Genomic DNA, 24721 nt, shown 5'->3' with positions numbered 1-24721 from the left:
TTTTTAAGGGTAGGTTAGAAAGTAACGTTCAGGCCAAAGCTTACGGTCTTCAGCATCGGATAATCATAAAGGTTATCGGCGGTGATATTACGTTCAGGATCAGAGTCTTTATACTTGGAAAAAGTAAAGAAGTTCTGAACATTGGCAAACAGGTTCAGCTTGCTGATAGATGCTTTTGAAATCCATTTCTCAGGAAAAGCATAGTTAAGCTGAATGTTCTGGGCACGCAGGTAAGATCCGCTTCTCAGCCAGGCAGTTGAGGCCTGGTAGTTTTCCGAAGCGCCTTGCGGCGTGGTCAGGATAGGTAGCTTTGCGCCCGTATTTTGCGGTGTCCACGCATCGGTCGCCCATTCCTTGGTAAGTCCGGCACCGTTATTGACGGGATACGCCAGGTTAGCAGTAGGGTAAATATTGATTCCCTGCACACCCTGGAAGTAAGTATTGAGGCTAAACTGTTTGTAAGTCAGGTTTATCGCAAAGCTGTAATTCCATTTTGGAATGGACGAGCCGGTAATGATACGGTCGTCACCATTGATGGTACCATTGCCATCCATATCCTTATATTTCAAGTAACCCGGTTTTACTGCGTTGCTCACCTTGGCGCTGTTGTTTACTTCTTCCTGCGTCTGGTAAATCCCATCGCTTTGCAGCAAATAGTAAGCGTCCAGCGGGTAACCTTCTTTGTATATTCTTCTTCCGGTGATAACAGTTTCGCCATTCAGGTCGACAACCTTGTTTTTTACGTAACTGGCGCCTGTACGTAGTTCGTATTTAAAAGCACCAATCCGGTTTCTATGGCTGAGCGTAACCTCAAAACCTGTGTTATCCACCACACCTATGTTTCTTTGAGGACCGTTCAATGCACCCACCTGAGAAGGGATGGCAACCTGGCGTAAAATACCTGAAGTCCGTTTTTTGAAAACTTCGAATTCACCGGAAAGCTTGCCAGACCAGGCGTCTACATCCAACCCTGCGTTATAGGTAGTGGTTGTTTCCCACGAAATATTCGGATCGTTGTAAGATGTGGTGGCGGCGCCTGGCTGAAGTACATTACCAAATGAATAATCACTGCCCAGGCTTACCACATTGAGGTAACTGTAAAGCGGCACAGCCTGGTTACCCAGCTTCCCGATCGAGGCACGGAGCTTCAACAGATTGATAAAGTTGGAGTCAAAGAAGCCTTCCTGGTCAATGCGCCATCCGGCAGAAAGACCCGGAAACACCCCCCAGCGATTATTCTGGCCGAAACGCGAAGAACCATCATATCTTATTACTGCTTCAAGCAGGTATTTTTCCTTAAAATCATAATTAACTCTTCCAAAAAAAGAAGTAAGCTTATCGCGCGTTACCTCTCCGCCTATTACCGGGTTCAATGAACTTGCTTTCAGGTCAGTGAGCGTGTTTCCGGAGAGGTTTTCTATGCTTGCGTTGAATAGGCTGTTGTCAAAATCATTATAGCTTGTTCCAACCAGCGCAGATAAGTGGTGATTGCCTGCAAATGTTTTATCCCAGGAAAGTGTCTGGAAGAAATTCAGGTTCAGATTGCTTATGTTGCCATTGTAAGAAACCGTCTGCCCGTAGTTCATCACTGCCAGCGTGAGCGGATCGTAGGTATTTACCCTTGAATTAAAACGTCTTTCGACATTATCAAGCTTGTCGATACCCAGGTTAACGCTGTACTTGATATCATAGGGTAGCTGATAATCGGCAAAAAGCTTTGCAAAAATACGCTGAACGGTAGGCTTACGATAACCTTCCCTGACTAATTTCATCGGGTTTTCGATCAGGTTACGTCCAGGGGTACGGAATACCGTGTTGCCGTACCTTCCGTCCTCAACATAAGGCGTGAAAATAGGTAAGACCCGCATCAGGGAACCGAAGTATCCCGAAGTTGCGTCGGCAGGTTCGGTAGATTTTCTGTAATTGGCAATGATATTGGCTCCAACCCGCAGGTTTTTTGCCACTTGTGAAGACAGGTTCAGATCGATGGAATAGCGTTTTGCATTGTCATTTGCAATCAGCACACCCTTCTGGTCCATGTATCCCAGCGACAATTTGTAAAGCATTTTATCGCTGCCGCCTGAGAACTGGAGATGGTGCTGGTTAAGCGAGCCATTCTTCATCACCTGGTCGAACCAGTTAATGTTGGGGTAAGCATAGGGATTCGTAGCCATACCGGCCTGGTACTGCTCAATTTGAGCATCCGAATAATCAACTACTGTTTTGCCTTCATTGCGTAATGCCTGGTTTTTCAGCTGCATGTACTGGATCGGGTCCCAGATCACGTCGGGCATCATTGTGGGACTTTGGATACCGTACGAAAAATTGTAGCTGATCTTGCTTTTGCCTGCTACTCCGGTTTTCGTTGTGATCAAAACAACCCCGTTTGCAGCACGCGATCCGTAAATGGCAGCCGATGCATCTTTAAGAACGGTAATGGTTTCGATGTCATTGGGATTAACCTCATTCATGTCATATTCCATCCCATTGACCAAAACCAGCGGGTTGCTGTTGTTGGTCGTACCTACACCCCTGATGCGGATGGTAGCATTATCCGCCCCGGGCCGTGATCCCGATTGGTTGACCCATAACCCTGATACACCATGAAGTGCCTGGCTGGCATTGGTTACAGGTGTATTTTCCTTGGTTTTCATATCCAGCATGGAAAGTGCGCCGGTCAGGTTTGCTTTTTTCTGCGTTCCATAACCTACCACTACTACTTCTTCCAATGCTTTCGTGTCGGGTTTCAGTGTGATATCGAGGGTCGTTTTGTTGCCTGCAATCAACTCTTGGGTCAGGTAACCAACAAATGAAAACACGAGAATATCAGAATCGCTTTTGGTAACAATCTGGTATTTTCCGTCAACATCCGTCGTGGTACCCTGCTGTGTTCCTTTAAGCAAAACACTTACGCCAGGCAAACCAACCCCCGTTTCGTCAACCACAGTCCCGTTAAGGGTTTTGTCTATCGAATATTTAACGCCTCCCATCGGGCTCGCAGGGGGCGTTTTTTCCTCCTTTTTTTCATTTTTAATTAAAACCCGGTTTTCGGAAACGACATAGGTGAGCGATATGGGTTTAAGGAGTTCCTTTAAAATCGCTTCCAGGTTCCTGTTGGTGGCCTTGATATTTACTTTTTGATTAATATCAATGGCACTGGAACTGTAAACAAAGCGCACGTTTGTCTGACTTTCGATCGACAGAAGCACTTTTTTTAGCTTCACATTCTCCATTTCCAGGGAAACGGGCTTATTCAGAATGTCCTGCCCCTCGGCTTCGCGGGCATAAGAGAATCCACAAAAAAGTAATACGATAAGAAATTGGTTGAAGGACATTTTCATTGCGCTCCAGGCTGCGGCTGGAATCTGTAAATTTTTATGCATAAATTAGCAAAGTTTAAGTTTTTGACAGGACTTCAAACTGGTAGATTTCCACAAGTGTCATGGCCTCAAATTGACGTTTGAGTCATGTACTCATGTTAGCCGGCAATATTGACGTATTGCCGGCTTTTCATTGTTGGGGCAACTTTTAAAGGGTTTAGGAATATTTCAAAATAAGGGAGGAGGGTTTAAGTGAATGAAGGTTACAAAATTGGTATGTTAATATTATCCCCGTATTACCGGGTTGTCGTCATAATTTTAAGAATTCAAACTATTGTTCTTTTGTGGTGGCTGGATGTATGCAGCCGGTTCATTTGATCTTGCATTTATTTGGTTGCATTGCATCCGCTTCCCGTCACGAAGATTGTTGTCCCGCGAATCTCGTATTCTGCATCTACAACGCCGCAAACCATTTCCAACTGCTGATACATTGAAAGCCCATTCAGATCACCGGTAAACGCACACTGCTCCAATACTGGATTAGCGACGACAATCTCAACGCCGTACGCGTTTTGCATGGCGGACAAAACTTTCCGGATCGTCGCCTCCTCGAATTGGAAGTCGGAGACTATTGGATGTGGCAGTATGATCTCAGGTGCGTCGACAATATCTTGTCGGATGGTCCTGTTTTCAGTATCATACAATACTTTCTGGTTTGGCGTAATGATCACACCGTTTTTCTTTTTGCCACCAGAAATATCTGCAGCGTATACCGAAACCCGGCCGGTCTTAACAGAGACCTCGATGGTTTTGCTGCCACTATGAGGCCTGATCCAAAAACTAGTACCTAGCACTTCGGTAACGAGCTCACCCGTATGCACCAAGAAAGGCATTTTCTCATTGCGTTTTATATCAAAAAAAGCTTCCCCGGACAGATAAACTGTCCGCGTCTCTTTTCCATAGTCCTCTGCTGTAACAATGCTTGCATTTTCGGCCAGTGTGACTTTGCTCCCATCCGGCAAAGTGACTTTATGCTGCGAGTGACCGGTATTTTTAGTCTCAACTCCGTTGATTGAGATTTGGGACTCAGGAAGCAGCGAAACCTCTTTACGGATATAAAGAACCGAAATCAGCAGTAGGAAAGAGGCTGCTACACCTGTCCATAGCCATTTGTTATGCAGCCAAAGCCGTTCCTTAGGTGCCAGCGCATCGGACTGGATTCTGTCCCATATCAACTGCTCCGTCTCCATGGCTTCGGCCTCTGAGGCGAATGAACGATTCCCCTCATTTTGCCCGAAATGCAGGTCAGACCATTCCCGCAGGATAGCAATTTCTTCCGGAGGGCAATTTCCCGCTAGATATTTCTCTGAAAGGTTATCGAATTCATGATGTGTCATCAAGCCGTATTGTTAATTGTCTGAGTGAAAGGCCTGCAGATGCTGCCGAAGTATTTTGAGGGACTTGGTAATGTGATACTCGACGGCTTTGTCTGTCAGATCCATTTTTAGAGCAATTTTTTTGACAGGTATTTCGTCGATCTTGCTCATGCGGAATATGGTCGCCGTCTTTTCCGGCATTTTTTTCAGTACGTTCTCTATTGCGTTCGTCAAGTCGTTTACCTTAAAAATATCTTCCGAATCTTTGAACTCAAAGACCTGATGCAGCAGCTGATATTCCCGGTACTTTCGCAGGTTAATGTGCGACTTGATTAACTTATTCGTCAGGTTCCGTGCCGCAATAAAAAGGTAAATCCTTAAATGTTGAATTTGAGAATGCTTGCGGTTCTGCCATAAGCTTAACATCAAGTCGTGGACCACTTCTTCTGAATCTTCCTTATAACCCAGCTGCTGATATACAAAACCGTAAAGCTGCCGCCAATACCTTTGATAAATTATCTTAAAGGCATCCGCGTCATCACCTTTCATTAAATTAACCAACATTTCGTCATCCAGATCTGTATGGGACATCTGATTCATTGTTATTCCCTAAGGTTCACCTTAGGGCCGCAATCCCTAGATTTTTTTTAGTTTTTTTTTCAATACTACGGTGAAATCAACGCATTACAAGTCCGGCTCTTTCGGGAGTTTCTGTTTTACCACATCATGGGGATACTTCAATGCAAGCTCCCTAATCTCGTAGCTGAACGCGGTAAATGTATCTTCCCAGAGCCGGGCTTCCCCGGGTGCGTATTCGTAAAATCCATGTGCATTGGAAACACCATTGCCGCCTACTTTTACAATATCATCTATCAGTTTCGGAACATGCGTACTGTTATCCAATGTCGGCAGCAGATCCTTCATCACCGTGTGATACGCCGCTACACCGGTGAGGTCCATCCAGCGAAACACGCCCATTAACGTCATGAAATAACCTGCATTGTTGCGGCACGAACGATCCACATCTTCCACCGTCGCGTAGCCGTTTTCCACCAGACTAATTGCCTCGCGGTACATAGCGTACATCAGCCGGTTGGTGATAAATCCCGGAATATCTTTGCGCACAAGTATTGGTTCCTTACTCCACAAATGCGAAAGTTCGTACAGATATTCGCCTTTTGATTTATCACTTTCATCCCCGCAAATGATTTCCAGAAAACGCGTGGTATGCGCCGGTTCGGCCCAATGTAGTCCGAAGAAACGGTCCGGATGAATGGTTAGCTTTTGGAGCGTACTGATCGGAATGGCCGAAGTATTGCTGGCAAGCACGGCGTCGGAAGCGATGACCTGTTCCACTTTTTTAAAAACCGACTCCTTGATAGCAATGTTCTCAATGGTGCATTCAATGACCAGTTTGCAGCCGCTCAGCTGCGCGTAATCTTCGGTGATGGTTAGCTGATCGATATAAAACTCTGGGCCATTTGCGACCAAACCGTTTTCAAAAGAATGCTTTAAATGGTTGCATACCCTGCTTTCTGCATGAATCAAGTCACTTGCTATGGGGGCAACTGCTACCACCGGGTGACCGGCGATCAGTAAACATGTTGTGATGCTGCAGCCCATCAGCCCCAGGCCTACAACACCGACGGAAATTTCTTGTGGGTCCATTCTCATTTACTTTAAAGTGACCACCTGTCCTGTCCGTACCGATTCATCGCACGCAAATGCAATCCGGAGACTGTTCACCGCATCTTCCATATGATCCGTGAGATCAATATTTTCTTCGATTGATCTAAGAAAATAGCGCTGCTCCCGGTTACACAGTTCCTGATGGTCCGGGTCGTCCTGCAGATTGATCCACAAGTCTTCTTTCGCAAAATTTTCGTCCGCATCCAGGTCAGAGTAATGCACTCGAATAGATTCCGTTTTGGTATGGGCTTCAATGGAAGACGATTTACCCTCGCCGCCCGCTTCCTTCGCAACAATGGAGACCGATCCTTTCGGACCGAAAACATCTTTGACAAAAAAGGCCGTTTCACTCACCATTGGCCCCCAGCCTGCCTCGTACCAGCCCACCGAGCCGTCTTCGAAACGGATCTGTAATTGACCATAATTGTAATTCCCAACCGGAATTTCTTCCGTAAGTCTCGCGCCGATCGCATATACCTGCGTGGGTTTGGAACGCGTCATCTGGCACATTACGTCGATGTAATGCACGCCGCAATCCACGATCGGGCTCAAACTGGCCATCAGGTTTCTGTGCAGCGTCCACATGCTGCCCTGGCTTTGCTGGTTTAGGTTCATGCGCATTACCAGCGGTTTTCCAAGTTCATGCGACACGCTCACAAATTTCTCCCAGGATGGATGATGGCGTAAAATGTAGCCTACCACCAGTTTTTTCCCAGCTTTGTTTGCAGCTGCTACCACACGTTCGGCACCGGCGACTGAGTCGGCAACCGGTTTTTCGATGAATACGTGGCATCCTTTTTCAAAAGCGGCGACCGCAAATTTTTCGTGGGTGTCGGGGTAAGTGGAGATGCATACTGCGTCGGGATTGGTCGCTTCCAGCGCTTGTTCGTAATCGCTGAAAAGCGTGTAACCGCCGCCCAGTTTTTCATTCAAAACCTCCTTACTTTTTCCGGTGGAGACGATTCCGCAGATTTCAAACCCGCTGAGCGTGTGGTAGGCAGTTGCATGAGACGCGCCCATATTCCCGGCGCCCACAACGAGGACCCGTAGTGACTTTTTTTCTTCTGACATTTTGCTTAAGGATTTAGGAATAATTAAAAAACTCGATTCTAAAACACTATTTCAAGGGTTTCAGCACTACTTTTCGGACAAACATTTCTGCTCCCTCCGACTGGATCTGAATGCGCCCTTTCGATGGTTTTACCTGTGTTGCCTGATTGACAAGTGTACCATTAAGGTAAATGGATACATCATCTCCATCCGCAATGCATTCCATTGTATTCCATTCACCAACCGGCTTTTCAATATCTTTTGCACCTCTGAAACCTTTTACATCTTTCCACGATGGATCGCGGTTGAACCAGTCGATCCGGCCACTGTGAATGGTGAGTGGCGTTCCGCCCGGCTGATATACATTGCCGCCGCCTTCTTTTTTCGGCGCCACAGTCGCAGTCAATGCAAATTTATCGCTACCATCTCCCACTACAAGAAAATCGCCCGTTCCGCCTTCAATGATCTGGCATTCAATGGAGTGCATCCAAATTCCGTTGTAGCCGCCATCCTCGCCGGTGGAATGTAACAGTATGCCATTGTCGCGGGCACGATCCGCGCGGGGCGCATACGTTTTATCGCCCCATTTAAATTCCACGGTCAGCTTGTAGTTTTCGAACTCTTCATTGGTCACAATACTTCCGTACTCTTCTCCGGAGATATGTATCAAGCCTTTTTCGACTGAAAACACATTTTTCACGTCCTTTTCTTTTCCCCGGTTCTGCACGAATTTGTACCAGCCATCCAGGTTCTTTCCATTAAAAAGCTTGATGGTTTTTCCTTTCGACTGGGCTGCACTGTTTCCAGAAACAATCATCAGACAAATCAAGCAGGGAATGAACAGCGCATTTATTTTCATTTTCATAGGGTTTAGTTAATGGAAATCATTTTGGTTATTTCCTTTCCCGAGCTTCAATCATCCTTTCCAGACGGTATGGAAGTGCTTCCAAAAACGCGGTTAGGCTGGCCATTTCGGAGGATGTAAGTTGCTGATCTAGGCCGGGAGGCATCATCGATAAGGTTTGTGGCTCAATGGAAACGATCTCCGAACGCGGAATCCGCAATCCTGGAACCGGCCCCACTTCGATGATGATAGCCTCGGGCAACTGCTCCTTGATCACACCCGTATACGAGCTGGTTTTGGTAACAACACGGAAGGTTTCATACTCACGCGCAAAGCTCGCGCTCGGGTACACAACCGCTTCGAGAATATCATGCTTCGACCTAATTTCGCCGATGTTGGTAAGATCCGGGCCGAAACGTCCGCCTTCCGAACCTACGGAGTGGCATAAGTAGCAAGATGCTTTGCCGTAAAAAAGTTTTCGGCCTTCGCCCACATCGCCGCCTTTTAGTCGGGCTTCCATATCCTGTAAATGCGCCAGCCGCTCGGCATGCTGCGCTTTTAGTTTCACCAGCAACGGGGCGGCCATTTCATGTACGGATGGCGGAAAGCTTTTTAGTAACCTCTGAAAATCCTGCTCGGCGACATTATCAAGTCGGCCGGAGCCGGATTGGATCCCTGCGATCAATTCTTTACCAACCTGCTCGTTTGTATTTCCTTCAAATGCTTCCATTAATGAAGGCAACAGAAATAAGTCTGTTTTACCAATGTGTTCGCGGGCGATCACCAGTAACTGCTCATTATTGAGCTCCGCGTGGTTGAGCAGGCGGACCGAAAGCTGGCGCAAAGGTGAATCGTACTCCTTGCCGATGTATTTCAGTAACATTTTGAATTCACTATCGGAAAGTTTGGACGAGGACATAATCCGCGCGCTCAATGCTTTCAAACGGAAATCGACGGGCGCTTTTTCATCTTTAATGATCTCATTCAAACTCGGATTCATCGCCTCAATACGGCGTGATTCGATCAGGCCCAGAATCTGAGAACGTACCAAAGCATCGTCGCTGCGAAGTTGCTTTCCGATCTCAGTCACCCATGACGCCGGCAATTCTTTCAGTGATGATCTTGATATCACATTCAGCATCAACAACTTCCGGTCGGCAGTAGCCGACGGGCTACCAAGTTGCTTTGCTACAAAATTCTGCACAGAAGATTCTTTCATAAAAATGAGCATCAGGTCACCGATCGCTGCAGCATCCGACTCGGAAAGCTTAGCATCTCCCAGGCTTTTTTCAAGAAAACTGACAACAATATCCGTCCATTCCGGATGGTGGGATGCGATCCACACGGCTGTATTTCTGAGTTCAGCGTCTTTGCTGGCGAGTACCGGAGCCAGGTCGTTTTTCTTCAACGGCGTCCCATCCATCTGATCCAGTGCTGTCAATGCGGCGATCCGAATCTGAGGAGAAGGATTACTCAACGCTTTCACCAGCGGCTCGGTGGTTTTGAGCGTAATCAGGGAATGCACAATGGCGTGTTTTACAAAACGATCGCTGTTATCCGCAGCTCCATTCAACAATGCAGGCACAGCGCGTACATCTCCGATCTGACCTAATGCAGTAGCAGCCTGGCGGCGAACCGGCGGAAAATCTTTCTGAACCAGCTGCATGAGCTTATCGACCGATTTCACATCTTTTGCCAAGCCAATCATCCTCGCAGAAGCCACACGTACCACGCTGCTTTTGTCATTGAGTCCATTGCGGACACCAGCCCAGGCTGCAGTGGTATTGATTCTTGCTAAAACAAAAATCGCCGCTGCACGAATTTTATCGTCTTTGATAGTCGGTAAGGCGCTCAAAATCGGCGCCACTGCCGCATTTCCACGCAGTACCAGTTGTTCAGCGGCATTGTCGGCAACAAATGGACGGGTATCTGAAAGGTACTTTAGCAAGGTAGCCGGTGTCTGTTTTTCAAGATCCAATTTTTTGCCCCAGGGATCAGAAACCTTGGCTGCGCCCGTTTTGCGGATTCTGTAAATGCCGCCCTTTACATCCGGTTTCGCAACCCTCGACAATGGGCAGCCTTCTATGAACCAGCCGCCTGTGATTACCACCAGCATACTTCCGTCCGCATCCTGCAAAACATCGGTTGGGTGGGAATCCGAACTGGTGGATTTCATGAAAACTTCATCTTCGGTTTTGTAGGTTGCGCCATCTGCGGAAACGATATGGCGCATAACCCGGCCGGTATTAAACTCCGCATGGAAAAGGTCACCCTTGTATTTTGCACCAAAATTCGGGCCCCGGTAACGCATGAGTCCCGACGGAGCAACGCGTGCCATTTTGGTCATTACCGGCATGAAATCGCCTGTCATTTTCAGTTTATCTGCTTCAACGGCTGGATTTGGTTTTGGATACGTTCCACCTTCCACCCAGTGCATCAATGCGTCGCGTTGCCCATCCTGGGGATCGACGAAGTAGGTCATGGTACCAATGGTTTCACCGGACGGCATGAATGCAATCTCAATGGAATTGTCAAATCCTCCGCCGGACATTGCTTCCAGGCCGGTTCCATCCGGGCGGCAACGCCAGATCCGGGCGGTTTTGCCTTTCAATGCTTTCCCTTCCTTCGTGGTAATGCTGAACCCGCGGCGGGCGTCGGTAATGTACATCCAGCCATCCGGCCCGAAGAACGGACCTCCCAGCGTTGCCCCGTTTGAACTCAACACCCAGCCGGTCAAAATCACTTCTCTTTTATCTGACGTTCCATCTCCATTGGTATCGGTATACTTTACGAGATTTGGGGATTCGGTCACGTATAAGCTGCCCTGGTAAAACACCCCGCCTTTTGGAAACGGGATGTTTTTGGCAAAAATCTGATTTTTCTCGAAATTCCCGTCTCCGTCCACATCTTCCAGCAACCGGATGTGGTACGATGGTTCGGCCAGCATTTTCTCGGTCCCCATAATGTTTGGCTCGGTCGACTCGAAGACGAACAGGCGGCCTTTTCCGTCAAAACTGGCAAACATGGGGTACGAAAGCAATTCGGGAGACACGACGCTTTCGATCGTGAATCCTTCCGGCACGAGAAGTCCGGTAGCTTCCTGCGGGCTTTTCTCTGTTAGCCCGAAAGAAAAAATACCTACTAGTGCCAGCACGGCAGGCCGTACTAACTTTCTGGTTATGTTACGATTGTCTTTTGATATGAATGGATTCATCACTTTTAATTTCATTAATACGAAGTGGATAACGGGCTCAGGACATGTCTGAATAACTAAGGATTCTGAACCAGACTGCGGTTGATATTGATCTCACGCTCAGGAATATAGTACACGACACGTGGCGCAGTCGGCTCTACCGTCAAATGAAAGTTGTCTGTACCATGCAGACCCGGATATGCCCGCACCAGCGGAAGATTGTTCCTGTATATATCACCCGGACGGTGGCCTTCGTAAGCCAGTTCCAGACGGCGTTCTTCCAAAACCACATTCAACACACTGCCCCGGCCTTTGAGGGTACCAACCGTATAAAGTGCATTACCAGTCAGACCTGCACGCGTGCGGATCAGGTTTACATCGTCGATCGCGAGCTGGTTTTTCCCCGTTTTCGCATATGCCTCGGCGCGGTTGAGGTACATTTCGGCAAGACGCAGATACACGGGGGAAGCCAGGTTCGCGATCCCTTCCTGCCAGTTGAATTTATTGATAAAATACTGCGGCGACGTGCCTCGATACTGCAGCTTGCCATCAATGTAATGCGGCGTGATAAAGCTGATCCGGGCATCCTGCGGATTTTCATGCAAAAGATCCCAGAGCGCAACGGAAGTATAGTATTCTCCCCAGCCTGTCGAAAGCGTAGCCGGATCATTGTAGTACAAAGAACCCACGGCATTTTTGTCTTTGTTATCCGCCAGGGTATGCCTAAAATTGAAAATCGTTTCAGGATTGCTTTCGGGCACGAGCGTCGGTGATTTCTTGTACATCTCCGTGGAAGCCAGCTGGTAACGTTTTGAATTGATCACTTTATTGGCATACAAAATGGCATTTTCATTGTCCTCCATATACAAATAGATCCGCGACAAAAGCGCATCCACCACTTCTTTTGAAGCAAAATTTGCATTCTTCTGTTCGGTCATCAGACTCGCCGCTTTCACCAGATCTGCAATCACGGCGGCGTACACCTCTTTCACGGAACTTCGGGCCGGATACAAATTTTCGTCGGTTCCCAAAACGACCGGGATGCCGGGATTCTCTCCCTTATTCTGTGAATAGGGCCGGCCAAACAGCCTCACCAGGTTGAAATGCGCCATCGCCCGCAAGTACAGGTTTTCTCCTTTCAACTGATCCAGCTCTGCCGACTGCCCATCGGTGATCTTATTGATGACCAGGTTTGTACCGTAAATTAATTTATAGGATTGCGCCCAGAAATCGGTGGTCGGGTACATGGCCGGAATGTGCAGGTAGGATGCTCCCAGGGAAGCCTGGTCCCCGTCCGCGCCACTTTGTACCACATTATCTCCCGGCCATTCGTTCAGGGTCAGAAAATGACGGGTATATGCCTCGGTAACCAGCATGGCGTAATTTCCATACGTAGCGATCTGGATGTCGGCCGGAGTTGCCAGTGCCACTTCATTGGGCTTGCTGTCGTACGGCTGCAGCTCATTGTCGCAGGATGCCGTGAAAAGCAGCAGGGCAACCAGTATATTTTTAAATATGATATTTGATTTCATGATTTCCTTTTTTAGAAGCCGATATTAATTCCGAACAACACTTTCTTACTGATGGGATACTTGATGCTGGAAGTCCCACCGGAAGGCCCAAGCAATACTTCGGGATCCATACCTGAAAATTTGGTGAATGTTACCAGGTTGTCGCCGCTCACAAAAATCCGCACGTTCTCCGACTTGATCTTTCTTGCAAGATGATCGGGTAACTGGTAGGAAAAATTGATGTTCCTCAACCGGATGTAGCTGCCGTCTTCCAGGTATCTCGACGACGCCTGATTGGAGTTTTTGTTACCCCCAAAAACCGGTTTTGGATGCGTGGCAACATCACCGGGCTTCTCCCAGCGATTCCATCCGTCGGCGAGCACCATGCTGTTGTAGGTATAATAGGCCCCGTCCGAGTCGAACAACGCGCGTGACGTGTGATATACTTTGTTGCCGCTCACATAATTGAAAAATGCAGACAATGTAAATCCTTTGTAACTCCATGTGTTGCTCATGCCACCTGTAAAATCCGGAGATGCGGAGCCTACATTCTGCTGGGTTGCGCTGGCGTACGAGTTGGTGGTAGTCCTTATCTCCTCGCCATCGGTACCTTTGGTGATCTGCTCCCATAACGGGTCGCCGGTAGCGGGGTCTACCCCCATCCATTTGCGCAGGTTCCAGGTATAAAGCTCTTCACCTTCGCTGATGAGAATGTTTCCGGTTCTGATATCCTTTCCCTGGTCCAGCGTGAGTACCTTGCTGCGGTTGAATGCAATGTTAAAGTTGGTTTCCCAGCGGAACTTGCCACCCAGGTTCACGCTGTTCAGGTTCAGTTCCAAACCCCTGTTCCGGATTGCGCCCACATTCCTGATCACCGATCCAAAACCGCTGGTGTAAGGCATTTCTACATTCAGCAGCAGTCCGTCGGTCGTTTTGTTGTAGGCATCAATGTTCAGCATCAGTCTTTTGTACAAGCTGATATCCAATCCAAAATTCAGACTTTTCGCTTTTTCCCAGGTAAGATCCCGGTTATCCATCTGATACGGAAACGCACCGGAGTTGCCCGCATACTGCGTCGCAAAACTATAAAGCCCGAACGACTGGTAATTCCCGATTTCTGCATTACCGGTCACCCCGTAACTGGCGCGGACTTTCAGCAGGTCGAATGTGACAAAATCCTTCATGAAGCTCTCATTGCTCAGTACCCAGGAAGCTCCCAGGGTATAAAAGTTACCGGAGCGATTGTTTGCCCCGAACCGCGATGAAGATTCATTGATATACGATCCAACCAGAAAATAACGGTTGTCGTAATTGTAATCCAGCTGAACAAGACCTTTGATGAACGAATTTTCATTGATAAGTCCGTTCGCGGAAAGGATCCGGGAAGCGGTGTTCATCACATGCAGCCCGGGTGCAAAACCTTCGCCGGTTACTCCATCATTTTCTAACTTATTTTTTTCTCCTTCCAAAACAGCTAATGCGCTGATCTCGTGTTTGCCGAAATTCTTGTCGTAATGCAGGCGGTTGGACGTGATCATGGAAAGGCTGCTCACGAATCCGTTGGTGAGACGTCCCAGTCCTTTTCCTGCTTTTGCGCGGATATCGTAGTACAATTCACTTTTTGAACTGGAAGTACTCACCCGGTTGTAGGATGAAAATGTGAGGTTTGGGAGGATCGTATAGTCGAGGTTCAGGTCGCCGTCGAGGCCGGATGCATTGGCGTGATTGATATTATACTGCCAGCCGTGCAGGAAGTTTTCCTGCTCTCTTCCGTACCAGCCGCCATCTGTTCCTTTGTTTACAGAACCATCTGCATTATAAGGATTATCCCACGGCATGTTGTTGTAGGCTCCATATAATGCACCATCGAGGCCCGCGCGGTCGGAACCCTGGTTGCTGAACCTTGCATTCACTTTGAAATTCAGCTTCACCCGGTCGTTGATCTTCTGGGTAATATTGGCTCTTACATTATACCGTTTAGCATCGTTATAATTCAGCGTTCCCTGCTCATTGTAGTAATTTCCTGAAATGTAAAACTTGGTTTTTTCCGAACCTCCTGAAAGGGATAGCACGTAATTTTGTGTGATCCCAGTCCTAAATGCGAGATCCTGCCAGTTGGTATTTTGTGATACGACGCTCGCCGGTATTTCGGTATTGAAACGATCGGCCGGGTAGAAGCTTTGTTCATAATCGTACAACTGCTGGGAATTCATCACCTCGAAATTACCTGTGGTCACGTTGTTAAAACCGGCAGATGCATTGAAGTCAATGCGGGTTTTGCCTGTTTTACCAGCTTTTGTGGTAATGATGATTACGCCATTCGCTGCCCGCGAGCCGTACAAACCGGTTGCGGCAGCATCTTTCAAGATCGTAACCGACTCAATATCGTTTGGATTTGCATTCCCACCGATAATCCCGTCGACAACCATCAGTGGTGCCGAGCCAGCTGTAATGGAGCTCGATCCACGCACTACAATACTGCTGGTCGCATTGGGATCGCCGGAGGAATTTGAAACGATCACGCCCGGAGCCTTTCCCTGCAACAAACTAATGGGATTGTTTGACGTTACATCGTTTAGCTGCTTGCCGGAAACCACTGAAACCGAGCTCGAAAGCTGGGAAAGCTGTTTGGAAGAATATCCAACCACGACGATTTCATTCAGTGCTTTGGTATCTGCCATTAAAGAAACATTGATCACCGCAGAATTCCCAACTACGACTTCCTGACTTTCATATCCTACAAAACTGAAAATGAGCACACTCTGCGCGTCCGGAACTTCCATGGAATAGGCGCCATCCACGCCCGTATTGGACCCCTGACTGGTTCCTTTCAGCACAATGTTCACACCTGGCAACGGTTCCCCTTTTTCATCAATAACCTTCCCGGATATACGCTGTACATTTTTGATGGGTATAATCGGTTTCACTGGAATGGAATTGACTTTAAGATCGGTGGTCTTAATCACAATGCTGTTCTTCATCGTGACATACGACAAACCGTATGGATAAAGCAGTTTTGAAAGTACTTCACCTAATTTCTGATCGTCCGCATTCAATTCAATTTTCTTTGCATCCTGAGTACTGCCAACGAAAACAAATTTTACATCCGCAGCCGATGCCAGCTTGTCCAGCGCTTCGCTAAGCGTCACATTCCTGAGATGGATCGTTACCGATTTGTTGAGGTTCTGCGCATAGGAGTCCTCTGCAAATGACATCGAACAGATGGAGCAGACGAGCATGTAAAAAAAAGCGCTGTATTTCATCGTCATTAGAATATAATGAACTACTTCACCCCTTGGGAGAGATTTTTTCATAATTTTGAAATCATTAAAGTGATAGGAATTGTGTTTTTGTAGCGGACCGTTAGAGTTCGAAGGCTGCGGCACGCATACAAGCTTAAACTTTCATTTTACTGGTTCCCCGGGATCATTTCCGGGGATTTTTGCTGTCTGTGGGCTTTATTCATAGGCTTGGGGTTTAGATTTCCATTAAACTTCATTTTACTCTTCTGCATCATTCGCTCTGGCGCGGATATCCTTACAATTTCCTTCCAGTCTGTACTGTGCGTTTCCAAGGTTGTTCACATTTCCGCCCAATGAAACCGCAAGCATCTCCATCACATTCTCAATCGGTGTTTCGGCATCAAAATCGGCATGTACATAACAATCGCTTAAACCAGCATTGTAAGTAATTGCGACGGTGTAGTTTCGTTCCAGCGTTTTAATAACATCCGAAAGAAGCTTGTTCCGAAACTGCAGTTTTCCGTTTTGCCAGGCGATTTGGGCAGTGGCATCGATATCTACCTCTTTATAAATATTTCCATTCATATACTTCACCTGCTGGTTCCTGACGATCTGAATGACTGATTCTGAGGCATTAACCTGCACTTTCCCCGTCAATACGGTAACTGAAACTGCCGGATCTGCATCATAGGCCTGGATATTGAAGCTGGTCCCGAGTACTTTCGTTCTCACCTGCCCAGACTCCACGGTAAACGGTCTGTTTACATCCCTGAAGATTTCAAAATAAGCCTCCCCTTCCAGACTGACTTCCCGGCTATTTTTCTCGAACGAAGCCGGATAGGTCAGCTTGCTTTTTGCATTGAGCCACACGACCGAACCATCTTCCAATAAGATCTTTTTCTTCTCCCCAATGCCCGTAACTGTGGTTTGCATTTGTACCGAACTGAAAGTCGGATTTTCGGAAATGGCATGATCTGCCTTGCGCATAAAAAAGTAAGCCGTGATCCCGCAGCTCACCGCCAGTAACACCCAGACCGCGGCCATTCGCGACCACAGAGGTAATGAATAGGAATACTTTGGAGCAGGTTTGACTTCTGTTTTGACATCCAATTGATTCAAAAGCCGGTTATATACTTCCTGAACAGCTCCATTAGCCGATGCATCGTTCGATTCAGGCGATTCAAAATGCTGCGTAATCAGGTTTCGCAACGTACCGTTATCTTCCGGCAGGCCGAAATACGCGACGAGTTTACGTATCTGCTCGGGGGTGCATTCATCGGCCAGGTAACGCTCGAATAGTACTTTAATTTGTCCGTTGTCTTCCAAAGCGGTTCACGTCAGTTAGGATTCTGGGTGTAATACGCTTGGCAAAATTTAATCCTCTGCTCGGGAACAAAAAAAAAATTAAATTTTATAAATCCATCAAAATGCAGATGAAAAGCGACACCGTCACATCCGCGTGCATCTGCAGATATTTCTTGATCGCCCGGTTTGCTTTCACTATGTGGTCACTGATGGTAGAAGTCGATATTTGCATTATCGAAGCGATCTCTTCGTAGCTTTTTCCCTCTATTTTGGACAGCTTAAAAATGTGCTTTCGCACGGGAGGCAAGTGTTCAATGGCTTTATGAATGTATTGCAATCTTACCTCAAATACCTCGCTGTCCTCTGAACGGTAATACATGGAGGCAGAAGATATGAGGTTGTCTACCAGTACTTTATCCCTGGCCACCTTGCGGAAGTGGTCATAAATCAGATTTTGCGCGATCGTAAACAAATATGCCTTGAATGGCTTTTCGGGATTGATCTGCGAACGCCTCTCCCAAACCTTCAAAAAAAGCTCCTGTAATATTTCCTGGGATGTTTCCTCGCATTTGGTTAAACGCAGAATCTTTGAATAGATCTGTGCACTATACGTAAAATAGAGACTTGTAAAGGCACGCTTATCCCCAGTATTTAATTCCGTTAAAAGCTCCCTCTCTAGCATATTTATGCTGTCTAATGCATAACGACCATCTTTTCGATGGAATATGGTAAAGATAGCACATATTACTTTATTTAGAGTCGCGAATATCTGCTTATATGTCCTGCTTAGAATAACGGCTTGGTAAGGGAAATCTAGTTTACGTGGCTTAGGTTTGAGCGTGAGATAGTTATTCAGCTCATACGACAAGCTTTCCGCCCAGCCAAAACGGTTGCGCTGCGGAAAATGACTAAAAAAATAATACAGTTCGGGATGCTGGCTACCTAATCGTATATGATGTAGTATCAAACTCACCTAGCCTGAAATACCCCAATACTTCTTCATTAGTATCATTGACATTAGAACAGTTTCCTTTTAACTGTACAGGGATAGTTGGAAAAGGCCCGCCTTCATCACTTCCGGATTGCTGAATCAATATGTTTAGATAGTCGTAATATCTTCGTGAAATACCATAAACATTAATTCCTACAGTTACTCCTGCAACATTGTTTTCGTTATCGTTCTCAATATAATTTTCGTTACCATCTGAAAATTTATCGCTGATAACTGAAAGAGATGGCAGTGGTAAATTAGACGGAGCAAATTCACCTAAATAATAATTTGAAACAGCAACGCGGTCGTCAAAAAATACCTGAAGCACAATTTCTGTGTCACCATCAGAACCTTCAATGGCTTGCTCAACCCGATTAATAACAGGTGCTTTAATCAAGGTTTCGGTTGCCGTGTAGGAGTTGCCGTTGTAAAGGATTTTCAAAGTGTACGATGCGTTTAATTCCGGAATAAAGTCGGTTGCAGTGTAATTACCATTATTCTGATCGGCAAACACAAATACTGACCCATCATTTTCTTTGGTTACTGTTACTGAGGCACCCGTAACAGGAACATCCGGATTCTTGTCAAAAAAAGCAGTTGATTTTCTTAGATTAATGGTTTGTGTTTTTCCCGCAGTACCTTTTTGCCACTTAATAGACGCATCAACCACCAATCGTGCCCCACCGTTCGGGACATCAACATCTATGATATCTGTACACGAGTTTAATAATCCTATTAGAATAAGGAGTATCCCTAATTTGGTGAATATATTTCTGTTTTCCATTGTTTTAAAAATTAAAATTGTATGTTACTGATGGGACAATACCAAATATGGAAGTACGCGTGGCTTCAGATACGCCGGTCTGGTGATTTTGACCAAAAGAGATAGAGGCTGCATTGCTTCGGTTATAAGCGTTGTATATGCCAAATACCCATTCTCCCTGCCATTTTCTATCTTTATTTTTTTGCGGTGTTAAGGTTGCTGAAAGGTCTAGTCTGTGATAGGCAGGCAATCGGTCTGCATTCCTTTCGGAATAAGTCGCCACGGATAGTCCGTTGTATATAAACTGTCCGTTAGGATAGGTAACAGGTCGCCCTGTCTGGAATACCATATTAGCCCCAAATCGCCATTTTTTGTTGAGTTTATAACTTCCGGTAAACTCAAAGTCGTGGGTTCTGTCCCAGTTAGAGTTATACCATTTCCCATTGTTAATGCCTAATCCGCCAGCCGCTCCTCCGGGCGTGCGTTGCTGCGATTTTGACAACGTATACGCTACCCAGCCTGTAAAATCGCCTTGGTTCTTCCGCAATAGAAACTCTAAGCCATAAGCCCGGGCTTCACCAGTCAAAATTTCGGTTTCAATGGTGTTTTGTGCTATCAGTTCTGCACCGTTAATATAATCTATCCTGTTATCGATGGTTTTGTAATAGGCCTCGGCCTCGATGGAAAACATATTTTCGTTTAAATTTCTGAAATAGCCAATAGCATATTGGTCTGCAATTTGCGGTTCAATAAACTTTCCGCTAGGTGTCCAAACGTCCAATGGTGTGGCTGATGAGGTATTGGAAATTAAATGAAGGTATTGAGCAACCCGGTTATAACTTGCTTTAAAAGAAGACTTCTCGTTAAGCTGATATGAAAGTGCAAACCGGGGCTCTAAATTATTGAATATAGTTATGCTTTTTCCTTGACCGTAGTCTGTATTGGAAATGGGTTCGGTACGCTCATAAATGCCTAATTCCTTGTTGTAAATTACTGGTAGATTATTTGCGTAATTGTTTAATGTTTGCTTTCCAAGTCGATTAAAGTAACTAAGCCGCAAGCCATATTCAGCGGTGAGTCTTTCAGAAATCTTGTGTTCTAAACTTGCATAGATCCCAGCTTCGAAAGCAAATTTGTCGTCTAATTTCTCTGGATTAACGCCCGAAGTTGCATTTAAAGGATTGAGTCTTCCTGGATTAAAGTTGTAATAAATTCCATTTATCCCAAAGTCAAATTTTAATTTATCGCTTGCATAATACCCAAAGTCATAGCGCATATTATAATTGCTTATATCTGAGGTCCAATCAATTCCCTCAATAGGAATTTCCAGGTTATAATTATATCGACTGTATATTAAGGATACATTGGAGAATAACTTGTTATTGAAAATATGATTCCATCGCAAATTTCCTGAGAGGTTTCCGTATGAATTAGTGAAGAGTCCTGCCAGGTTAAAGTTATCATTGCCTAAATAACCAGATAGATATAGTTTGTTCTTCTCACTAATTTCATAGTTTGTTTTCAGATTCAAATCGTAAAATCCGGCTCTACTGCTCTCCTTGGCCAAGGCCAAGAATATATTTACATAAGAGGCTCGACCAGCAATCAGAAACGAACCTTTGTCCTTAAACATGGGCCCTTCCGCCGCCAAACGACTGGAAATAGCACCGATACCGCCAGTGAGTTCAAATTCTTTACTGTTTCCATCTTTTTGCCGTATATCCAGTACCGAAGAAGCACGACCTCCAAAACGGGCAGGAATTCCTCCCTTATAAAGTTTAACATCCTTAATTGCATCAGCATTAAATATGGAGAAGAAACCAAATAAATGAGAGGCGTTGTAAATAATTGCTTCATCCAAAAGAATCAGATTCTGGTCTTCTGCACCACCGCGTACATTGAAGCCCGATGCGCCTTCGCCGGCGTTGGTAACACCTGGCAGCAATTGAATGGACTTGATTAAGTCTACCTCACCCAAAACAACAGGTATCCGTTTGATATCCTTCGTTGAGAGTCTTGTCACACTCATTTGAGGTGTCCCAATGTCTACTTGTTTTGATTCTTCAGCTGTGATGACTACTTCATTTAATTGGGCGTCATCCCCTTTGAGCTCAATGTTAAGCTTTTGATTAGAGTTATGGTCTATGGCCCTTTCAAAAGTTGTAAATCCTAAATAGGAAATCGTTAAGGTATAATTACCTTCCGGTGCTGTAATAGAATAAAAACCGTATTCATTGGTTACGCTTCCAACAGAAGTCCCTTTTAAAATGACAGTTGCCCCCAGAAGTGTTTCACCGTTGCCAACATCCTTGACTATACCGCTAATTGTATATTTTGTTTGTGCAAAAAGGAATACTGGACACAACATTATGAGCACGAATAAGGCGTACCTTTTCCTTGACCCGAAGGGCTTGAACTGACTTGTTTTTTTCATAATATTTTAAAAAAGTTATTTATGTGTTCTTCTAAATCTTCCATTAATGGTTATGCGACGGAACCTTTGTGATGCGAACAGGTAGGCACACTGTAACCAACGGAAGAAACTACACGCAACGTAGAGACGAAACAGGGATACTGTTTTCAAAAGCCATTACGGGTTGTCGGAAAAAATAGTGGGGTTAATGCTGAAAAATCTTTTCTCTCAAAAAAAATATAGAATCACACCCCACCTTTGCATGTTACCTTCCGTAAGGGGAAGAAGATGATGTTAAATCTAATTACCATTGCTATTTAGAAGGAAAGCTCTCTTTGATGAAAAGGATCTGTCAAGCATTTTGGATGCCTGTAAGGGTGGCAATGCTCAGGCACAACGATGTCTGATCCGACAATTCGCAGGATATGCCAAAAGCATTTCGCTTCGATATGCGGCTACCTTTGAGGAAGCGGACGAGATTGTCAATGACTGCTTTTTAAAAGTGTTTATGAATTTACATAGCCATGATAAAGCGCAACCTTTCAAAGCCTGGTTTCGAACAATTGCTATTAATACGGCTATTGACCATTACCGGAAGAATCTCAAATGGCAGGAACAGCTTAGTCTGGATAATCTGGAAGTTGCGGACTGGAGTGATGACATTTTAAGCGAAATATCTGCCCAAGAAATATTAACAATGGTTCAACGCCTCCCACCGGCTTATAGAATGGTTTTCACACTGTTTGTAATTGATGGATATTCACATAAAGAAATAGCTAATATGCTTGGTATCCAGGAAGGAACATCAAAATCTAACCTGAGGGATGCCAGACGAAAATTGCAGACAATGATAAAACTAAACTTTCCGCATTTGTATCAACTTTATAACTGGCCTAATAAGGGATTTAATGAAAACTGAGCAATTTGACGACGAATTCCGGAAAAAGCTATTGGGTCTGGATCCAAGCGATGAAGAAGTCGATCGGATATATAATTATGTCTCTTCGAATGGTAATATGACGCCCCATTTTTCATGGACCAAAATCCTGATTTACGGGTTGGTCGCTTCATTACTGGTCGGCTCTCTATCCTTCAATTACGTTCAAAATCTTACCAATAAAAAACTCTTATCCTCCCTCGATTCTTTAAAAAGCAGAATCACTTCTATTGAACTAAATTCTGCTCAAAAAACAAGTCTACGTGTCGATACCATATACATTGACCGATATATTGAAAAAACCATTGCAGCCCAAAATCATCAGGAGTTGCTTTACACCAGGCAGGGTCCTCATAACGAAATTCAGCAGCCAATTAATAATCAGCCTACGGAAGAATCAGTACAGAATTCAAACTTCCAACCAGCAGATTCATCTGGCATGGTAATAGATAAAACGGCTGGAACGGTTGCAAAATCCATTGCTCGGAATAATGCTTCCGGCACAGGATTAAATAGCTACAAATCAGACGATGCCGTTGTTGAGAAAGAACCTTCCGAAATAAAGGGCAATGACAATAATCCGGCTAACAAAGCACCGTATACAAATACTGAAAATTTCCTCAAAGCTGGTAAGACAATATTAAATAGCCGTATTGGCAACATTCATCTTTCATTTACGCATTTGAAACTACCGGTTTTAAAGACGCCCGAGAAATTACCTTTGTTTAGCAAAGACAAACCTAAATATTACTCAGAATCAATGAAGTCGGTTCTTAAAAAGATGGATTATTATGTGGGTGGAAGCCTTGACGCAGGTAACAGGCAGGTGGCAGGCGCACTTTTCGGAGAGCTGCGGATCACTCCCAAATGGAGTTTTCAAACCGGTGCCCGCTGGAAAGAGATCACCGGCGACAGTTACGACACTGCCGAGCAGTTTGGTCAAAATACTCGCCAGGATTTTAGGGCTCTGTATGCGCCCTACATAGCTCAAAATGTTGATTTGTTAAATATTGAACAAAATCATCAGCTCGTTCAAATCCCTTTAACAATTGCACATCATTACGAAATACATCCGAATTGGGCCCTGCGTTTCGGGATAGGAACTGATCTTTTCGTCTACGCCCAAAAAGACATTCATTTCAATTATAAGAAAGACAGTCAATCCTTTGATAAAGGAGAATACAATGCGAAATTATCAATAAAGGCTATTAACGATATTACAATAAACCTGGGTCTGGAGCGTCGCTCGAACAAGTTCCTGTTTAGTGTAAGTCCTTATGTTAGTCCTCAATTACGTAAAACAGAATTTTACAACAAAGGTCTTTTGTGGGGCGGCAGGGTGCAGGCTTTCTATAAATTAAATAGATGACTTTTAACGACGTCGGCAGGCTGTCTCAAAAAACAATGTCCAAAAGCTCCCCCATATGATATTACTTACTATAACAAATTCAAATAACCCTCAGGAGGTGCTCTGCACTCCAATCCGTTAAATCCTTCTGGTCCACCAGAGGCGCCAATCAGCACCCGGGCCTTCAATCTTGGCTCTGCGGCATTCACTATTTTTCCTGTTGCAGGGTCGGTTACCTCCATTCCTGCCAGCATGGCCACGGTCTGGCCGCCCATGGAATGGCCGATGGCAGCAACTTTTGCTTGATCGACTCTTCCGGTTAACCCCGGCACTGTGGAAATAATTTCTTCTAAATGATCCAGGATAAATTGCATGTCCGTTGCCCGTGAACTCCAAAACAAGGGTGCTTCCGGAAGGGATGACGAAAGACCAAGTGCTCGGGAATTTTGATGAGTGGGTTGAATGACAACAAACCCTTCTGCCGCAAAAAAATCAACCATGGGACCGTATCCTCTATACGAAGAGAGGAAATTAGAGGGGCCATGCCCATGCGAAAGAAGAATGACCGGCAGGTTGTTTCCGCTAGCAGGAGCAGAAACTTTCATTTCGAGGTCTACGTGACGGCCGGAAACTGGTAATACAACCGGACTGAAGCTCATGATGGGTGTTTGTGACTGTTTCATGTTGTTATTGATTTTGAATTTTGAGATATGCAAAGTTCATCAGCCTTCAACTCCCC

General features: G+C 45.5%; 16 protein-coding genes. 2 read left to right on the top strand and 14 right to left on the bottom strand.

Features of this window, described 5'->3' with window-relative positions; genetic code table 11:
- Window positions 1-14: 14 nt before the first annotated feature.
- The 13 genes from LZG74_RS07455 to LZG74_RS07395 form a co-directional block, all read right to left on the bottom strand.
- The gene (locus LZG74_RS07455; RefSeq protein WP_233795941.1) at window positions 15-3383 is read right to left on the bottom strand and encodes a TonB-dependent receptor; all 3369 of its coding nucleotides are present in this window, start codon (window positions 3381-3383) and stop codon (window positions 15-17) included.
- A 323-nt stretch (window positions 3384-3706) separates the two neighbouring features.
- Window positions 3707-4717, bottom strand: coding sequence for a FecR family protein (locus LZG74_RS07450; RefSeq protein WP_233795940.1), 1011 nt, complete (start codon window positions 4715-4717; stop codon window positions 3707-3709).
- A 12-nt stretch (window positions 4718-4729) separates the two neighbouring features.
- Window positions 4730-5287: an RNA polymerase sigma factor gene (locus LZG74_RS07445; protein ID WP_233795939.1), complete on the bottom strand. Its 558-nt coding sequence runs from the start codon at window positions 5285-5287 to the stop codon at window positions 4730-4732.
- 93 nt (window positions 5288-5380) lie between these two features.
- Window positions 5381-6364, bottom strand: coding sequence for a 3-hydroxyacyl-CoA dehydrogenase family protein (locus tag LZG74_RS07440; RefSeq protein ID WP_233795938.1), 984 nt, complete (start codon window positions 6362-6364; stop codon window positions 5381-5383).
- Between the two features lie 6 nt (window positions 6365-6370).
- A complete protein-coding gene (locus LZG74_RS07435) occupies window positions 6371-7456 on the bottom strand; it encodes a Gfo/Idh/MocA family protein (RefSeq protein ID WP_233795937.1) in 1086 nt (361 codons plus the stop codon).
- Between the two features lie 46 nt (window positions 7457-7502).
- Window positions 7503-8300: a DUF1080 domain-containing protein gene (locus LZG74_RS07430; RefSeq protein ID WP_233795936.1), complete on the bottom strand. Its 798-nt coding sequence runs from the start codon at window positions 8298-8300 to the stop codon at window positions 7503-7505.
- Window positions 8301-8328: 28 nt separating this feature from the next.
- Window positions 8329-11493, bottom strand: coding sequence for a PVC-type heme-binding CxxCH protein (locus tag LZG74_RS07425; protein WP_233795935.1), 3165 nt, complete (start codon window positions 11491-11493; stop codon window positions 8329-8331).
- A 56-nt stretch (window positions 11494-11549) separates the two neighbouring features.
- On the bottom strand, window positions 11550-13004 hold the full coding sequence (locus LZG74_RS07420; protein ID WP_233795934.1) for a RagB/SusD family nutrient uptake outer membrane protein: 1455 nt from the start codon (window positions 13002-13004) through the stop codon (window positions 11550-11552).
- Window positions 13005-13015: 11 nt separating this feature from the next.
- The gene (locus LZG74_RS07415) at window positions 13016-16297 is read right to left on the bottom strand and encodes a TonB-dependent receptor (RefSeq protein WP_233795933.1); all 3282 of its coding nucleotides are present in this window, start codon (window positions 16295-16297) and stop codon (window positions 13016-13018) included.
- Window positions 16298-16483: 186 nt separating this feature from the next.
- Window positions 16484-17551: a FecR family protein gene (locus tag LZG74_RS07410; protein ID WP_233795932.1), complete on the bottom strand. Its 1068-nt coding sequence runs from the start codon at window positions 17549-17551 to the stop codon at window positions 16484-16486.
- Between the two features lie 85 nt (window positions 17552-17636).
- On the bottom strand, window positions 17637-18212 hold the full coding sequence (locus tag LZG74_RS07405; protein ID WP_233795931.1) for an RNA polymerase sigma factor: 576 nt from the start codon (window positions 18210-18212) through the stop codon (window positions 17637-17639).
- A 256-nt stretch (window positions 18213-18468) separates the two neighbouring features.
- Window positions 18469-19305 (bottom strand): DUF4249 family protein, encoded by an 837-nt coding sequence (locus LZG74_RS07400; RefSeq protein WP_233795930.1) that lies wholly within the window; start codon window positions 19303-19305, stop codon window positions 18469-18471.
- Between the two features lie 4 nt (window positions 19306-19309).
- Window positions 19310-21718 carry a TonB-dependent receptor gene (locus LZG74_RS07395; protein WP_233795929.1) on the bottom strand — a complete coding sequence of 803 codons (2409 nt, stop codon included), beginning with the start codon at window positions 21716-21718 and terminating at the stop codon, window positions 19310-19312.
- A gap of 289 nt (window positions 21719-22007) precedes the next feature.
- Between LZG74_RS07395 and LZG74_RS07390 the strand changes: the two genes are divergently transcribed.
- Both LZG74_RS07390 and LZG74_RS07385 read left to right on the top strand, forming a co-directional pair.
- Complete coding sequence (locus LZG74_RS07390; protein ID WP_233795928.1) at window positions 22008-22616, top strand: RNA polymerase sigma factor; 609 nt, start codon at window positions 22008-22010, stop codon at window positions 22614-22616.
- Entirely contained in the window at window positions 22606-24003 is a 1398-nt protein-coding gene (locus tag LZG74_RS07385; RefSeq protein ID WP_233795927.1) for a hypothetical protein, read from the top strand. Before LZG74_RS07390 ends, LZG74_RS07385 begins: the two co-directional genes overlap by 11 nt.
- A gap of 68 nt (window positions 24004-24071) precedes the next feature.
- On the opposite strand, the gene LZG74_RS07380 is transcribed toward LZG74_RS07385, so the two are convergent.
- Window positions 24072-24665 carry an alpha/beta fold hydrolase gene (locus tag LZG74_RS07380; protein ID WP_233795926.1) on the bottom strand — a complete coding sequence of 198 codons (594 nt, stop codon included), beginning with the start codon at window positions 24663-24665 and terminating at the stop codon, window positions 24072-24074.
- Window positions 24666-24721 lie beyond the last annotated feature (56 nt).

It is taken from the genome of Dyadobacter sp. CY327 (genome assembly GCF_021390415.1).
Lineage (GTDB): Bacteria > Bacteroidota > Bacteroidia > Cytophagales > Spirosomataceae > Dyadobacter > Dyadobacter chenhuakuii.
Note: the sequence above shows the minus strand (reverse complement) of the source record. Positions and strands in the feature narration are given on the sequence as shown.

Bases quoted from the DNA above. Each gene is read 5' to 3' on its own strand.
- LZG74_RS07420 (WP_233795934.1), bottom strand. From the start codon at position 13,004: ATGAAATCAAATATCATATTTAAAAATATACTGGTTGCCCTGCTGCTT.
- LZG74_RS07450 (WP_233795940.1), bottom strand. From the start codon at position 4,717: ATGACACATCATGAATTCGATAACCTTTCAGAGAAATATCTAGCGGGA.
- LZG74_RS07445 (WP_233795939.1), bottom strand. From the start codon at position 5,287: ATGTCCCATACAGATCTGGATGACGAAATGTTGGTTAATTTAATGAAA.
- LZG74_RS07395 (WP_233795929.1), bottom strand. From the start codon at position 21,718: ATGAAAAAAACAAGTCAGTTCAAGCCCTTCGGGTCAAGGAAAAGGTAC.
- LZG74_RS07455 (WP_233795941.1), bottom strand. From the start codon at position 3,383: ATGCATAAAAATTTACAGATTCCAGCCGCAGCCTGGAGCGCAATGAAA.
- LZG74_RS07385 (WP_233795927.1), top strand. From the start codon at position 22,606: ATGAAAACTGAGCAATTTGACGACGAATTCCGGAAAAAGCTATTGGGT.
- LZG74_RS07430 (WP_233795936.1), bottom strand. From the start codon at position 8,300: ATGAAAATGAAAATAAATGCGCTGTTCATTCCCTGCTTGATTTGTCTG.
- LZG74_RS07380 (WP_233795926.1), bottom strand. From the start codon at position 24,665: ATGAAACAGTCACAAACACCCATCATGAGCTTCAGTCCGGTTGTATTA.
- LZG74_RS07425 (WP_233795935.1), bottom strand. From the start codon at position 11,493: ATGAATCCATTCATATCAAAAGACAATCGTAACATAACCAGAAAGTTA.
- LZG74_RS07405 (WP_233795931.1), bottom strand. From the start codon at position 18,212: ATGCTAGAGAGGGAGCTTTTAACGGAATTAAATACTGGGGATAAGCGT.
- LZG74_RS07440 (WP_233795938.1), bottom strand. From the start codon at position 6,364: ATGGACCCACAAGAAATTTCCGTCGGTGTTGTAGGCCTGGGGCTGATG.
- LZG74_RS07400 (WP_233795930.1), bottom strand. From the start codon at position 19,305: ATGGAAAACAGAAATATATTCACCAAATTAGGGATACTCCTTATTCTA.
- LZG74_RS07415 (WP_233795933.1), bottom strand. From the start codon at position 16,297: ATGAAAAAATCTCTCCCAAGGGGTGAAGTAGTTCATTATATTCTAATG.
- LZG74_RS07435 (WP_233795937.1), bottom strand. From the start codon at position 7,456: ATGTCAGAAGAAAAAAAGTCACTACGGGTCCTCGTTGTGGGCGCCGGG.